At 36.1% G+C, this 14,394-nt stretch carries 12 protein-coding genes and 1 pseudogene; 7 read left to right on the forward strand and 6 right to left on the reverse strand.

Going from position 1 to position 14,394, the window contains the following annotated elements; all coding sequences use genetic code 11:
• Nucleotide 1 precedes the first annotated feature (1 nt).
• The 6 genes from BELBA_RS06945 (at nucleotide 2) to BELBA_RS06970 (ending at nucleotide 8,554) form a co-directional block, all read left to right on the forward strand.
• Nucleotides 2–424: a VOC family protein gene (locus BELBA_RS06945; RefSeq protein WP_014772027.1), complete on the forward strand. Its 423-nt coding sequence runs from the start codon at nucleotides 2–4 to the stop codon at nucleotides 422–424.
• A 238-nt stretch (nucleotides 425–662) separates the two neighbouring features.
• A complete protein-coding gene (locus BELBA_RS06950; RefSeq protein WP_014772028.1) occupies nucleotides 663–1,481 on the forward strand; it encodes an alpha/beta fold hydrolase in 819 nt (272 codons plus the stop codon).
• Nucleotides 1,482–1,489: 8 nt separating this feature from the next.
• Entirely contained in the window at nucleotides 1,490–2,572 is a 1,083-nt protein-coding gene (locus BELBA_RS06955) for an efflux RND transporter periplasmic adaptor subunit (protein WP_014772029.1), read from the forward strand.
• A 2-nt stretch (nucleotides 2,573–2,574) separates the two neighbouring features.
• Nucleotides 2,575–5,637 carry an efflux RND transporter permease subunit gene (locus BELBA_RS06960; protein WP_014772030.1) on the forward strand — a complete coding sequence of 1,021 codons (3,063 nt, stop codon included), beginning with the start codon at nucleotides 2,575–2,577 and terminating at the stop codon, nucleotides 5,635–5,637.
• Nucleotides 5,637–6,983: a TolC family protein gene (locus BELBA_RS06965; protein ID WP_014772031.1), complete on the forward strand. Its 1,347-nt coding sequence runs from the start codon at nucleotides 5,637–5,639 to the stop codon at nucleotides 6,981–6,983. Before BELBA_RS06960 ends, BELBA_RS06965 begins: the two co-directional genes overlap by 1 nt.
• A gap of 173 nt (nucleotides 6,984–7,156) precedes the next feature.
• On the forward strand, nucleotides 7,157–8,554 hold the full coding sequence (locus BELBA_RS06970) for an MltF family protein (protein ID WP_041779265.1): 1,398 nt from the start codon (nucleotides 7,157–7,159) through the stop codon (nucleotides 8,552–8,554).
• Nucleotides 8,555–8,618: 64 nt separating this feature from the next.
• On the opposite strand, the gene BELBA_RS06975 is transcribed toward BELBA_RS06970, so the two are convergent.
• The 6 genes and pseudogenes from BELBA_RS06975 to BELBA_RS06995 all read right to left on the reverse strand — a co-directional run bounded on the left by BELBA_RS06975 (nucleotide 8,619) and on the right by BELBA_RS06995 (nucleotide 13,335).
• Nucleotides 8,619–9,041 carry an organic hydroperoxide resistance protein gene (locus BELBA_RS06975; protein ID WP_014772033.1) on the reverse strand — a complete coding sequence of 141 codons (423 nt, stop codon included), beginning with the start codon at nucleotides 9,039–9,041 and terminating at the stop codon, nucleotides 8,619–8,621.
• Nucleotides 9,041–9,487: a MarR family winged helix-turn-helix transcriptional regulator gene (locus tag BELBA_RS06980; protein ID WP_014772034.1), complete on the reverse strand. Its 447-nt coding sequence runs from the start codon at nucleotides 9,485–9,487 to the stop codon at nucleotides 9,041–9,043. The genes BELBA_RS06975 and BELBA_RS06980 overlap by 1 nt, the downstream gene beginning before the upstream one ends.
• Before the next feature lie 75 nt (nucleotides 9,488–9,562).
• Nucleotides 9,563–10,123 carry a TOBE domain-containing protein gene (locus BELBA_RS20460; protein ID WP_425358384.1) on the reverse strand — a complete coding sequence of 187 codons (561 nt, stop codon included), beginning with the start codon at nucleotides 10,121–10,123 and terminating at the stop codon, nucleotides 9,563–9,565.
• 45 nt (nucleotides 10,124–10,168) lie between these two features.
• Nucleotides 10,169–10,510: pseudogene (locus BELBA_RS20465) on the reverse strand (ATP-binding cassette domain-containing protein); the annotation flags it as partial.
• Nucleotides 10,511–10,620: 110 nt separating this feature from the next.
• Entirely contained in the window at nucleotides 10,621–12,258 is a 1,638-nt protein-coding gene (locus BELBA_RS06990; RefSeq protein WP_014772036.1) for an ABC transporter permease, read from the reverse strand.
• Between the two features lie 9 nt (nucleotides 12,259–12,267).
• Nucleotides 12,268–13,335, reverse strand: a complete 1,068-nt coding sequence (locus tag BELBA_RS06995; RefSeq protein ID WP_014772037.1) for a Fe(3+) ABC transporter substrate-binding protein — start codon at nucleotides 13,333–13,335, stop codon at nucleotides 12,268–12,270.
• Between the two features lie 106 nt (nucleotides 13,336–13,441).
• On the opposite strand from BELBA_RS06995, the gene BELBA_RS07000 reads away from it, so the two are divergent.
• Nucleotides 13,442–14,374 carry a hydrogen peroxide-inducible genes activator gene (locus tag BELBA_RS07000; protein WP_014772038.1) on the forward strand — a complete coding sequence of 311 codons (933 nt, stop codon included), beginning with the start codon at nucleotides 13,442–13,444 and terminating at the stop codon, nucleotides 14,372–14,374.
• Nucleotides 14,375–14,394 lie beyond the last annotated feature (20 nt).

Below are 14,394 nucleotides of genomic sequence, written 5' to 3' on the forward strand. Positions count from 1 at the left end.
TATGAATCAGTTTAAGCCTTTTCATCTTGCTTTCCCAATTAGAGATATTGAAGAAACAAGAAAATTTTATGGAGATCTGCTGGGTTGTGAAATTGGACGAAGTACAGAAAAGTGGATTGATTTTAATTTTTTTGGTCATCAGCTTTCTGCTCATGTCAAACCAGATGAACTTGCCGCTGCTCACAAGAATGAAGTAGATGGCAAAAATGTCCCAGTGAGGCATTTTGGTGCGATTTTACCCTGGGAAGAATGGCATTCGTTAGCAGATAAGCTTCATGCTCATGGAATTGAATTTGTAATTGAACCTTATATCCGTTTCAAAGGAGAGGTGGGCGAGCAAGCTACGATGTTCTTTTTAGATCCATCAGGAAATGCTTTGGAATTCAAATCTTTTCAAGATCCTAGTCAGATTTTCGCAAAGTAAATGACTGTGAATTTAGAAGTATTAATGGAAAGTGAAATTACTTTCCATTTGCTTTTAATAAGGTCTTGATCAGTGATATTACTTTTATTTCATAAAAGAGTACAAACCAAATTATAATTTGAAACCATTAATCGATTACTGTCGCCATTTGTATCTTATTTGATTTTTTTTGGCTGGTATTAGATTTAGTTTTGAAGTAAGTAACTTTATTTGGTTCTTTTGGGTTATTACCATTACTATGACGAAAAAAGAAATTCTATACTATAAAACCTACGAACACCCCACAAGTAATGAATGGGTTGTATTTATTCATGGGGCAGGAGGCTCTTCGTCTATATGGTTCAAGCAAATCCGAGAATTTAAAGAAGATTTTAATCTTTTGCTTATAGATCTTAGAGGTCATGGAAAATCTGCAAATTCTATCAAAAACTTGTGGAATGACAAATATACTTTCCCTAATGTCACAAAGGATATTATTGAGGTATTAGACCATCTAAATATTCCTCCAGCTCATATCATGGGGGTTTCATTAGGAACCATTTTAGCTCGGCAATTGGCGGAGATGGAACCCGCTCGTGTGAAATCTATGATTATGGCCGGAGCAATCACCCAGTTGAATTTTACTTCCAGGATTTTGGTTTTTCTTGGGAATACTTTCAAAAGTGTACTTCCATACATGTGGTTGTATAGTCTCTTTGCATTTATCATCATGCCGAGAGGTCACCATGCCGAATCGAGAAATTTGTTTATTCGTGAGGCTAAGCGATTGTGTCAAAAAGAATTTATTAGATGGTTCAAACTTACCAAAGACATCAATCCACTTCTGAGATATTTCAAAGAAAAGGATTTGTCTATTCCTACCCTGTATATCATGGGTGAAGAAGATGTGATGTTTTTAGAATCTGTAAAGAATATAGTGAAAGATCACAAACAATCTTTTTTGAAAGTAATAGAAGCATGTGGCCATGTGGTCAATGTAGAGCAGCCTGAAATATTTAATAAACTATCATTGGACTGGTTAAAAAACCAAAATAATTCTCTTCAAAATTCCCTGTAGCACTTGTAATGAAAAAACAAACAAAAACGATTCTTGGCGTAGTCATCATTTTGGTTGTCGCCATTATTTTTATCTATCCTAGACTTGGACAATACATCAGTAAAGACGACTCTCCTGCAAGTTCAGCAGGAGCTTCTGGTCAGAATAGCGAAATTCCTGTAAATGTTGTAGAAATTCGCCCTGAGCGTCTTGAGAACAATTTGAACATCACAGGGACTGTGATTCCTAATGAAACTGTAAATCTAAGATCAGAGATTTCTGGTTTAGTAGAAAGAATTTCTTTTAAAGAAGGAGAATTTGTAAAAAAAGGTACGCCCTTACTTTACCTCAATGATGATGAGCTTGAAGCACAATATCAAAGATTAGACTACACCAAAAAGCTTTATGAAAGTCAAGAAAACAGGCAAAAACAACTTTTGGCTAGGGAGGCGATTAGTCAAGAAGAATATGACATTTCATTAAATCAATTCAATACCAATTTGGCTGATTTGAGATTGGTCGAAGCTCAATTAAGCAAAACGGTTATCAGAGCACCTTTTGATGGAGTCTTAGGATTAAGACAAATATCAGAAGGGTCTGTAATAGGAACTTCAGATGTAATTGCAAGTATTGTTAATATAGATCCTATCAAAATTGAATTTTCTATTCCTGAGCGGTATGCAGGTGAAGTGAAAATCGGCTCCAAAATAGCGTTCTCAAATGATGGAGGAGGCCTAGATGGTGTAGGAACAGTTTACGCTTACGAACCTACAATTGATGCTGCAACAAGAACTTTAAAGTTAAGAGCGGAAAGCCCAAATAGAGATAGAAGATTCTTGCCAGGTATGTTTATTAGAATTAAATACACTTTGGACGTAGAAGAGAATGCATTGTTAGTTCCTGCTCAATCAGTTATTCCTGAACTGAGTGGATATAAAGTATATGTAGTAGATAAGGAAAATAAGGCTGAGGAAAGAATCGTAACTATCGGAACCAGAACAGATAAAGAAGTACAAATCTTGGATGGTTTGGAAAAGGGAGACTTGGTACTCACTACAGGTATTTTGCAAGTTAGAGTAGGTTCACCTTTGAACCCAACTAAAATAAATTAATCATGGCGAGTTTATCTACCATTAGTATTCGAAGGCCTGTATTGGCTATAGTAATGTCACTAACGATCACGCTGTTCGGGATTATTGGTATCAGTTTTTTAGGTGTAAGAGAATTTCCAAGTGTGGATCCTCCTATTATCAATGTAAGAACTACCTACGTTGGAGCTAATGCGGATGTTATTGAAGCTCAGATCACCGAGCCGCTCGAAGAGGCTATCAATGGTATTGCAGGGATCAAATCATTGACATCCACTAGTAATGACGGAACTAGCAATATTACAGTTGAATTTGATGTAGGAGCTGATTTAGAAGCTGCTGCAAATGATGTAAGGGATAAAGTATCTGGAGCGCAAAGAAATCTTCCACCTGACACAGAACCTCCGGTAGTTTCAAAAGCAGATTCTGATTCTCAGCCAATTGTGTTCTTGAATGTTCAGAGTGATAAACGTTCTTTATTGGAGCTATCTGAAATCGCAAATAATATTTTCAAAGAAAGACTCCAAACTATCCCTGGAGTGAGTACTGTTCAGATTTGGGGAGAAAAGGAATATGCCATTCGACTACGAATGGATCCACTTAGAATGGCCTCTTATGGTGTTACTCCATTGGATGTGCTGAACAAGGTTCAGAGCGAAAATGTGGAACTTCCCTCTGGAAGAATTGAAGGATCAACTATTGAATTGTCCGTAAGAACAAAAAGTAGATTGAGCTCTCCCCAAGAGTTCAATGATTTGATTATAAAAGAGGATCAAAATAATATCGTTAAGTTTCAAGATATTGGTAAAGCAGAATTGGCCGCTCTCAATGAGAGGACTGTATTAAAGAGGGATGGGATACCTATGGTAGGTGTAGTTCTAGTTCCTTTACCTGGATCAAACAATATAGAAATTGTAGATGAATTTAATAAGAGATTAGTCTCTATTAAAAAAGATCTTCCTGAAGATATATTGCTAGATATCGGATTTGACTCTACAAGATTTATTAGATCTTCAATAGCAGAAGTTCAAGAGACTATCATTCTTGCTTTTATTCTTGTTGTTACTATTATATTTCTATTCTTAAGAGATTGGAGGACTACATTTATACCTGTTTTGACTATACCAATTTCTTTGATTGGGGTATTTTTCATTATGTATGTGGCTGATTTCTCTATCAATGTATTGACATTGTTGGGAATAGTATTATCTATTGGTCTAGTGGTAGATGATGCTATTGTGGTATTAGAAAATATCTATACAAGAATAGAAAAGGGAGAAAATCCCGATACGGCTGCTGAAAAAGGCGCTGAGGAAATATTCTTTGCTGTAATCGCCACTACAGTTGCTTTGGCAGCGGTATTTCTACCAGTTATATTTTTGACAGGAACGACAGGAAGACTATTTAGAGAGTTTGGTGTAGTGGTCGCAGGTGCTGTAATTATTTCATCATTCGTAGCGCTGACGATGACTCCTATGTTGAGTTCTAAATTGTTGAAAAAAAGAGAGAAACAAAACTGGTTTTATAATAAAACTGAACCCATTTTTTTATGGCTTAATGACAAATATAGTTACGCCTTAGATGGGTTTATGAAAGTAAGATGGGTAGCTTTCTTGGTGGTGGTTTTCATGGCTTTTGGGATTTATCAACTTTTCCAAGTCATACCTACTGAGCTTTCACCTATAGAAGATAGAGGTGAAATGAGAGTAAATCTTAGTGGACCAGAAGGAGCTACCTTCGAGTATATGGATAAGGTCATAGATAATATGACTGAGGAGTTTCTAACCGAAATCCCAGATGAAGAAAGAGCGGGGATAATTACTGTTACTTCACCTGGATTTGGTACTTCTAGTACAAACTCAGGATTTTTGAGACTGATACTCAAGGATGCTGAAGACAGAGAAAGGTCACAACAGGAAATCTATGATGAAGTTTCCAAAAGGTTGACAAAATTCACATCAGTCAGAGCATTTGCCACCCAAGCACCATCTATTGGTGATAGAAGAGCAGGTCTTCCTGTTCAGTATGTGTTGCAGGCACCTACTTTAGAAAAACTAAAGGAGGTCATTCCTGAGTTTATGAATCAAGCAAATCAAAGTAATATTTTCAGCTATGCGGATATCAATCTTAAATTTACAAAGCCTGAAATTGAGGTAGAAATTGATAGAGAAAAAGCTAGAAATGTAGGAGTATCTGTCCAAGAAATTGCTAGGACATTACAATTGTCCTACTCAGGCCAACGATTCGCGTATTTCATCATGAATGGCAAGCAATATCAAGTTGTCGGTGAAATGCAAATAGAGGATAGAAATGAGCCTATTAATCTAAGAACACTCTATGTAAGAGCTGAAAATGGAAGCCTTGTTCAATTAGATAATCTTGTAAGGATTAGAGAAAAAAGCACCCCACCTCAGCTTTATAGGTTCAATAGGTTTGTAAGTGCTACAGTTTCAGCAAACCTTGCTCCAGGATTTACTATTGGAGATGGTCTAGAAGAAATGGATAGAATCGCTTCCGAGGTTCTTGATGAATCATTCAGTACGGATGTTGCAGGACTTTCCAAAGAATATCGCGAAAGTTCCAACAGTTTGATTTTTGCATTCTTATTTGCACTTGTGTTGATTTATCTGGTACTGTCTGCGCAATTTGAAAGCTTCTTGGATCCACTTACAATTATGTTTACTGTTCCTTTGGCTTTGTTTGGGGCTTTGGCATCTTTGTGGATCTTTGATTTTACGCTGAATATCTTTAGTCAGATCGGAATCATCATGCTCATAGGTTTGGTGACCAAAAATGGTATTTTGATTGTGGAATTTGCAAATCAAAGAAAGGCACAAGGAATGTCCATTGATGAGGCAATCATTGGAGCCGCAAGTGCAAGATTCCGACCTATTCTAATGACAAGTTTATCTACTATTTTAGGTATCCTTCCTATTGCCTTGGCACTCGGGGCAGGTTCAGAAGGCAGGGTTCCTATGGGCGTTGCAGTTATTGGTGGATTGACATTCGCTACTGTATTGACATTATTTATAATCCCAGCAATTTATACTTTCCTGACCTCCAAGCAGGGAAGATTAGCAAGAGCATAATGAAAAAACTTCTTTTAACAATATTCTTATTGTCCCAATATTCAATGATCTTACTCGCACAAGAAGGTGAGATGCTGAATCTTGAAAAAGCGATCATGATTGGTTTGGAGAAAAATTATGGCGTAAAAATAGCCGTAAACAATGTTCTTCTAGCTGATTATGATAAGCAAATTGGTTTTGGAACTTCTTTCTTGCCAACAGTAAATGCTGTGTATGCTCATAGTTATAGTAAAGAGGATGTAGAACAGTTATTTGCAACTTCAAATGAACCGAATCAGATTGTTGGAGCAAGTTCAGATACAGAAAACTTTACTGTTTCTGCCATTTATGGTTTCAATCCTGAAGTGGTCATCACCATGAAAAGATTGGGGAAATTAGCTGAAATAAGTGAATTAGATGCGAAAGTAGCTGTAGAGAATTTAGTAGCCTCTGTATCTTCCTCTTATTATAGATTGGTGCTAGAGCTTCAAAGAAAAAAACTACTTGAAAAAACGCTTGAATTTTCTAAATCAAGACTCGAAATCGCTGAGGCACGATATGAGTTGGGAGGCGCAGGAAAAAGGGATTTTCTAACTGCTCAAGTAGATTATAATTCTGATTTATCTCTTTCAGTCAATCAAGATCAAGTGATTCAAACAGCAAGAATAAATTTGAATGAATTGCTGGCTTTGTCACCCAATGATCAATTTGTTGTAAAAGATACAATCGTCATTACAGAAGATTTGAGATTGGAAGATTTGATAGAAAATGCGTATCTCAACAATAAGCAGTTTCTGGTAACCCAAAGACAAGAAAATGTAGCTTTTCTTCAACTAAGAGAATTGCAAGCCCAACGTTTGCCGTCGATAAACCTAAATGGTGCTTATTCTAACAATACACTTAACTCAGACGCTGGAATTCTCTTGCAAAATCAAAGGCAAGGTTTCAACTATGGTGCGAATATTACCTTAAATTTATTTAGTGGATTTACATTAAATAAGAGAATACAAAGTGCAAAAGTAGCAAGATACAACTCTGAGTTGGCTTTAGACCAATATGAAATTCAAATGACTTCAGATGTTCATCGGGCTTATACTGCTTATGAAAATAGCAAGCGGTTATTGGAAATTGAAAGAAAAAATTACGAAGTTGCTGTTGAAAATACCGACATTGCTTTGGAAAGATTTAGATTAGGGATTGCAAATTACCTGGAGTTTAGAGATGCCCAAGTGAATTTATTAACTGCTGAAGACAGATTGATCACGTCACTTTTTAATATTAAAGAAAGCGAAATTGAGTTATTGAGGCTTTCAGGAAAAATTTATTTTCAGAATAGTGAAGAGCCACTTGGATTATTAGATAGATAGTCGATATACTTTCATATAATTTACGAGAAAGCCTCTTTATATATTATAAAGAGGTTTTCTTTTTATTTTAATGCTAGGCTGTATTTGCTCGTAGAATATTGGTATATTATTTGTTAAATGTGGTGATTGATACCAAGTTATCAAGAAGTGTTCAGGATTTTGAACCGCGATACATGAAAAAAATTATAACAACTTTCATATTTACCCTACTTCTAATCACTTTTGGAGTACAATGTACTTTTTTAGAAAAAAAGAAAGAGGTAGCATTTTGGGAAGAGCCAGTTACCCTTGACTTAGAGGATATCAAAAAAAGAGGTTATATCAGAGCTGTAGTCGATAATTCTTCAACTAGCTATTATATCTATAGAGGGAGAAGAATGGGCTATGAATTTGAACTCTTAAGGAATCTTGCTAGTAGCCTAGGTGTACGACTTCATCTGATCATTAAATCTGATATTGAAGAAGCCTTTGTTCTTCTAAATAATGGCAAAGCAGACATTGTTGCTATGAATCTGGAAATCTCAAAAGAGCGAAAGAAATATGCAAACTTCAGTATTCCTATAGGTGAGGTAAGTACAGTTTTGGTGCAAAGAAAGCAAGGAGGCTTGATAACTGACATCAATGAACTGAGAAATCAAACAATCCATATACCTCAAGGTGCGATTTATAAATCACAGCTTCAAAATATAAGTCAGGATAGCACTTTCAGTTTATCTATTGTCGAAATGCGTGATGGAAGGGAGCAATTGATTACAAAAGTCCTAGAAAATGAAATCAAATATACTGTGGTTGACAAAGACCTTGCTTTGGTTAACTCTACTTATTATGATGATTTGGATGTAAGTTTGGAAATAAGCGAAAAATCTCCAGTAGCTTGGGCAGTAAGAACTAATGCTCCTGATCTAGAAAAGGAAATTAATTCTTGGATAGCGAAGCGGACTAAATCAGGTTATTTGGCTACTCTTTACGCTAAATATTTTCTCAATTCCAAAAATAATTATTTTAGAACGAATAGTGCATTTTCTTCCCTTGGGGGAAATAGAATTTCAGTTTATGATGAAATCATCAAAACAGCAGCTGAGAACTTAGGTTGGGACTGGAGATTACTCGCTTCTTTAGTCTATAAAGAATCGGCATTTAATCCTGAAGCAACTTCTTATGCGGGAGCTACTGGCTTGCTTCAGTTGATGCCCGTAACTTTAGAAAGGTTTGGAGTGGAGGACGCCAATGACCCTTACCAAAGTTTGATGGGGGGAGTGAATTTTTTGAAGTATTTGGATAAATTTTGGAGAGAGAGAATTCCTGAGTCAAATGAGCGAATTAAATTTATATTAGCTTCTTATAATATTGGGCATGGACATGTAGAAGATGCTTGGAAGTTGACAATGAAATATGGTAAAAACCCACAATACTGGGAACATGTATCTCATTTCCTAAAATTAAAGACTGATCCGGAATATTATCGTGACCCGATTGTTCGGAGTGGCTATGCCAAAGGGCATGTAGCGGTCAACTATGTGGAGGATATTTTGATATTATATAATTCTTACCGAGTTTTGGTTGAGCCCTAGGGGATCAAGTTAAAAAAAAAACTATAATAAAAGAGCCATCAATTTTGATGGCTCTTACTATTTTTTAATCTATTGCTTTTACATTCACTTCAATATTTCCCCTTGTGGCTTTAGAATATGGGCAAACTTCATGCGCTGCTTCTACTAACTTTTGAGCTTCTTCTAAGGATCCAGCTTGTGGAATTTTGCAATGAATATCTACTGCTAATCCAAAACCACCCGCTTCGGTTTTGCCTAGATGTGCTTTTACTGTAATTTCAGCATCATCCAATTTTACCCCTTTTGCTACTGCGCCTAATGCACCTCCAAAGCAAGCGGCATATCCTGCAGCAAATAGTTGTTCAGGGTTGGTTTTTCCTCCTTGTCCACCAATTTCCTTCGGCATAGCTACATCAAAATCTAATTGGCCATCATCTGTTTTTATATGACCCTTTCTTCCTCCTGTGTTTACTGCTGTTGCTGTGTAATCGATTGTTATTTTTTCCATTATATTGGTTGGTTTAAAGTATGTACTAATTTATTTACTTCTGTTGTCAAGTTGATTAACTCTTGGGGTTCCCAGCTATTTAGAGATTCAGCTATTTTTTTTGGAATCTTTTCAGCTTTTGATTTCAACGACTTTCCCTGAAAAGTCAACTCAATTTCTACTTTTCTTTCATCTTGTTCACTTCTGACTCTTTTGATAAGGTTATTTGCTTCTAACCTTTTTAGTAAAGGTGTCAAAGTTCCAGAATCAAGAAGTAATTTTTTCCCAATCTCGTTTACAGCCTGCCCATCTTTTTCCCATAGCACTAGCATGACTAGATACTGAGGGTAGGTTAGTCCCAATTCTTCTAAGGGTTCTCTGTAAGTTTGAATAATTAATCTCGAAGCTGCATAGAGTGGAAAGCAAATTTGATCTTCTAACAAAAGTGAATTCTGAGTCTCTGACATGGCTTTTTTAATTGTAAACAATTGAATTTAATACAATTTTCACGAATAAAAAAACTTTATTGAGATTCTTGCATTTTAAAATGCTTCTTCAATATCATATTTCCAAAGGTAGAAAAAAGCTCTTTCTACTTCATTGAAAATTCTACCTGGATTTGTTCTGATCGTAACTCGGAAACCTTCATCATCTGAAATCTTGACCAATTGATGACTTCCAAAATAGGATACTTTTACAATTGTACCACTGATTTGTTGTCCTTTTCTTTGAACAACTTCACCATGTTCAGGTCTGAATAGAAGCTTTACTTTTGTTTTATATTTCTTGGCTTCAGGATCATTGATAAAACCGAAGGAGGTATAAAAGCCTTCTTCACTTGGAGTTGCCAAAATTTCATTTCTCTTTCCAAAAAAATTGGCTACGTAGGGATTCACAGGGTTTTCATAAAGGACTTTTGGAATGTCAAGCTGCTGCAAAAAACCCTTATGCAAGATAGCCACGCGATCGGCAGTGGAAAGTGCATCTTTGGTATCATGCGTAACAAAAATAGCAGTTATGCCTGTTTTCTTTATAATTTGACGTATCTCTTCTCTTACTTGATCCTTGAGCATGGCATCCAAATTACTGAATGGCTCATCCATTAATAGAATTCTTGGGTTCGGGGCAATAGCTCTTGCTAATGCTACGCGTTGCTGCTGTCCTCCTGAAAGTTGGTGTGGATACTTGTTATAATCTTCAGTTAAGCCAACAAGTTGTAAGGTTTCTTTTGCGATTTTTTCTGGGTTTCCCTTTGACTTTTGAATACCAAAAGTGACATTTTCTAATATTGTCAAATGGGGAAAAAGGGCATAATCTTGAAACACCATACCAACCTTACGCTCGTGAGAAGGTACGGATTCACTTCCTTCTACAATCACCCTACCTGATAAGGAAATGCTTCCCTGGTCAGGATGTTCTAGACCTGCAATCAGTCTCAATAAAGTCGTCTTACCAGATCCACTTTCTCCAACCAAGGCTAAGATTTCACCTTCTGTGACATCGAAGGATACATCGTTGACAGCAAAGTCTTTTGACTGTCCATATTTCTTGTTGATATGTTGAAGTGATAAGATTGGCATCTTCGTTTTTTTCTTTAAACTTATAATTCTCTTTTTTTGATCATTTTATTTAAAAAAATAATCGGGATAATTCCTGTCAGGATGATGATCAAAGCTGCATTTGCAGATTCCGCAATCATTTCGTTGGTAGCCATATCAAATGCTTTGGTAGCCAAGGTCTGATAATTGAAAGGACGAAGAATCAAGGTTAGGGGTAATTCTTTCAACACATCCACAAAAACCAGTAAAATACCTGAAAATAAACTTGATTTGATCAAAGGAAGGTCGATTCTCAAAAGGGTCTTTGTACTTCGAATTCCAAGGAGTCTACTGGCTTCATTGATATGAATTCCAATTTTTTGAAATCCCGCTTCTACAGGATTGTACCCCACAGCCATAAACCTCACAAGATAAGCAAATGTCAAGGCAAATAAGGTTCCTGACAAAAATAGCCCTGCTACTCTTGAGGAGAAAATGGCATCATATAGCCATTTGTCAAAAGCCAGTAATGGAATCATTACTCCTACTGCTATTACAGCACCAGGAATAGCATATCCAAGAGTTGCAATTTTGGTAATACTTTTCACCCATTTGAATGGGCTTAATCGGAGTGCGTAAAGTAAAATCACTGATAAAATAACTATCAAAATGCCGACTAACGCAGCTAATGCAAAACTTCTAAAAATCAAAAGGAAAAAATCTTGATTGACAACTTTCATGAAGGTCATACTTACCCACTGGAGAAGCTGAAGGAATGGAATAAAGAAACTGATCAAAAATACTAGTGAGCAGATGGTAGTGTAAAAGATTTTATTTTTTGTAGAAACTTGAACTCTGACAGTGGGTTTATTAACCCCGTTGACTGATGAATATTGTCTGTTCCCTCTTTGAATGGATTCAAGATAAAGAATTGCAAAAACAAAAATCATCAAAATCGCTGCAAGATAAATGGCAGTAGTGGAATCTCCCATTGAAAACCAAGCTCTGAAAATCCCTGTTGTAAATGTATTTACTCCAAAATATTTGACTGTGCCATAATCATTCAATACTTCCATGGATGCCAATGCAATGCCTGCAACGATAGCAGGCCTAGCCATAGGTAAAGCTACTTTGAAGAATGTCCTTGTTCTATTTGCACCCAAAAGAAAAGATGCCTCCTGCATTGTTTTGGATTGTTGTAAAAATGAAGAGCGAGCAATCAGAAAAACATAAGGGAATAAAGTGATAGATAAAATAAAAATTGCTCCAGGCAAGTTCATGATATCAATTAAACTGCCTTTGACTTGAATGTCAAAAGTATTTCTCAAAAAAGTCTGAATAGGACCTGTATAGTCTAATATGCCTACGTAAGTGTAAGCCATGATATACCCCGGGAAACCCAATGGCAATATCAGCAACCATTCGAAATATCTTCTTCCAGGGAATTCATAATTGGAAACTAACCATGCCGTACTTACACCCAGCAAAAAAGTACTGAATGCCACTCCTAGCAAAATTAAGAGCGTATTTTGGAAATACCCAAAAAGGAGGTTGTTGGCAATATGCGACCAACTACCTCCCGGGCTTGTAAATAATTTGAATAAAATAGTGAATAATGGTGTCGCTACAAATAAAAGTATAAGTAGCGCAAAACCAGTCCATTTATTCCACCAGTAATACTTTCTTTTTGTTATGTCCAAAGCTTTTGCTTATTTCCAACCTACACGATCAAAAATGACAACTGCATCTTTGTTTCTTTTTCCCAGCTCTGATAAATTGATTTCATCAGCTTTGAAATTTCCCCATTCTTTTAATAAATCTGAAAATTCTGCATTCGGGTTTACAGGATATTCAAAATTAATACTTGCGAGGAAGTTTTGTGATTCTACTTCAGAAAGGAATTCAATTAACGCTGTTGCATTGTCTTTGTTTGGGGCATATTTAGTGACAGCTGCTCCGGACACATTGATGTGTGTTCCTCTATCTTCTTGATTTGGGAAGAAAAGAGCAATTTTCTCTGCGGCTTTTCTTTCTTCTTCATTGGCATCATTCAGCATAATTCCAATGTAGTAGGTGTTTACAATGGCGACATCTCCTTCCCCAGAAGCAACAGCCTTTACTTGATCTCTATCACTTCCTTTAGGACTTCTAGCCATGTTCGCTAAGACACCTGCTGCCCATTCTGTAGCAGCTTCTTCTCCATTATTCGCAATGATCGAAGCTAGCAAAGATTGATTATAAATGTTTTCAGAAGACCTAGTCAATATTCTACCTTTCCATTGTTCCTCTGTCAATGCCTCGTATGTGGACAATTCAGAAGGGTCAACCCTTTCTTTGCTGTATGCAAAAATTCTTGCGCGGTAAGTTAATCCAAACCATTTGTTTTCAGGATCTCTGAATTTAGATGGGATATTATTTTTCAAAATCTCTGATTCTATTGGCTGAACAAGGTCTTTTTCAACAGCTCTATTCAATCTGCCTGCATCTACTGTGATCAAGACATCAGCAGGTGAATTAGCTCCTTCGAGTTCTAGTTTTTGGATTAATTCATCAGCACTTGCACTTACCACATTAACTTTGATGCCAGTTTTTTCTGTGAACATGTCAAAGAGTTTTTGATCTGCTTCATAATGTCTATGGGTATAGACATTTACTTCTTTGACACTTTCTGTTGATCCTCCACATGCATAAAGAGAAAGGGCAACAATCGCTATTAAACCTGTTTTAAATAAATTTTTCATGACGTTTTGTTTATTTAACGGGGCAAAATTAATCATTATTTAAATCAAATCTAAATAAAAAGAAAAAGATTTTTATATTTGCAGCGCTCCATTGATAGGAGGTTAAGGTTTTATTTTTTCGGGAAATTACTGACATTTGAATATGACAATCCAACAATTAGAGTACATCTTGGCTATCGATAAGTTCAGGCATTTTGGACAAGCGGCAGAATCATGTTTTGTCACACAGCCTACTCTAAGTGCGCAAGTAAATAAGCTTGAGAAAGAACTTGAAGTAATTATTTTTGATCGATCAAAGATGCCTGTAATCCCAACTGAAACTGGTGCTAGGATTATTGAGCAGGCCAAAAAGGTAGTCTCTCATAGCAAAGGAATTTATGAATTGGTTTCTCAGCTGAAAGGTGATGTAAGTGGAGTTGTTAAACTGGGGATTATTCCAACTTTAGCTCCATATCTTTTGCATAGATTCATCAAAAATTTTTTAGAAAAATATCCAAATGTACAGCTTCAAGTAGAAGAAATGGTTACAGAAGATGTTGTAAGAAAATTAAAAAATGATGAACTTGATCTAGGTGTCGTGGTCACTCCTTTGAATGAAAACGGACTTGTAGAAAAGCCCATGTTTTACGAGAAATTTTTTGCGTATTTGTCGGAGGGACATCCCTTACTATCAAAAGAGAAAATCACTGTAAATGATATCGAAACCACAGATATGTGGGTTCTTCAACAAGGACATTGTTTCAGAGATCAGGTTTTAAATCTTTGTAATAGAGTTAAATTTCAAAAGATGAATTTCCACTATGAAAGTGGCTCTTTGGAAGGGTTGAAAAATATGGTCAACGAATATAAAGGAGTAACCTTACTTCCTGAATTGGCAACATTTTCAATGAGTTCAGAGGAAAGGAAAAGACTGAGAACATTTGACGGAGAGCAACCTACACGAGAAGTTAGTATCATAATTTCTCGAAGTTTCCTGAAAAGTAAGCTCGTAGAATTGCTCTATCAGGAGATTACTGCTTCGATTCCTCAAGAGATGACATCTCGAGCTCATGGTAAAATTGTAAGATTTAAATAAAAAGATTCATTACTTTTATT

It is taken from the genome of Belliella baltica DSM 15883 (assembly GCF_000265405.1).
Lineage (GTDB): Bacteria > Bacteroidota > Bacteroidia > Cytophagales > Cyclobacteriaceae > Belliella > Belliella baltica.

Bases quoted from the DNA above. Each gene is read 5' to 3' on its own strand.
- BELBA_RS06955 (WP_014772029.1), top strand. From the start codon at position 1,490: ATGAAAAAACAAACAAAAACGATTCTTGGCGTAGTCATCATTTTGGTT.
- BELBA_RS20460 (WP_425358384.1), bottom strand. From the start codon at position 10,123: ATGGATGAGCCATTCAGTAATTTGGATGCCATGCTCAAGGATCAAGTA.
- BELBA_RS06950 (WP_014772028.1), top strand. From the start codon at position 663: ATGACGAAAAAAGAAATTCTATACTATAAAACCTACGAACACCCCACA.
- BELBA_RS06970 (WP_041779265.1), top strand. From the start codon at position 7,157: ATGAAAAAAATTATAACAACTTTCATATTTACCCTACTTCTAATCACT.
- BELBA_RS06965 (WP_014772031.1), top strand. From the start codon at position 5,637: ATGAAAAAACTTCTTTTAACAATATTCTTATTGTCCCAATATTCAATG.
- BELBA_RS06960 (WP_014772030.1), top strand. From the start codon at position 2,575: ATGGCGAGTTTATCTACCATTAGTATTCGAAGGCCTGTATTGGCTATA.
- BELBA_RS06945 (WP_014772027.1), top strand. From the start codon at position 2: ATGAATCAGTTTAAGCCTTTTCATCTTGCTTTCCCAATTAGAGATATT.
- BELBA_RS07000 (WP_014772038.1), top strand. From the start codon at position 13,442: ATGACAATCCAACAATTAGAGTACATCTTGGCTATCGATAAGTTCAGG.
- BELBA_RS06980 (WP_014772034.1), bottom strand. From the start codon at position 9,487: ATGTCAGAGACTCAGAATTCACTTTTGTTAGAAGATCAAATTTGCTTT.
- BELBA_RS06995 (WP_014772037.1), bottom strand. From the start codon at position 13,335: ATGATTAATTTTGCCCCGTTAAATAAACAAAACGTCATGAAAAATTTA.
- BELBA_RS06975 (WP_014772033.1), bottom strand. From the start codon at position 9,041: ATGGAAAAAATAACAATCGATTACACAGCAACAGCAGTAAACACAGGA.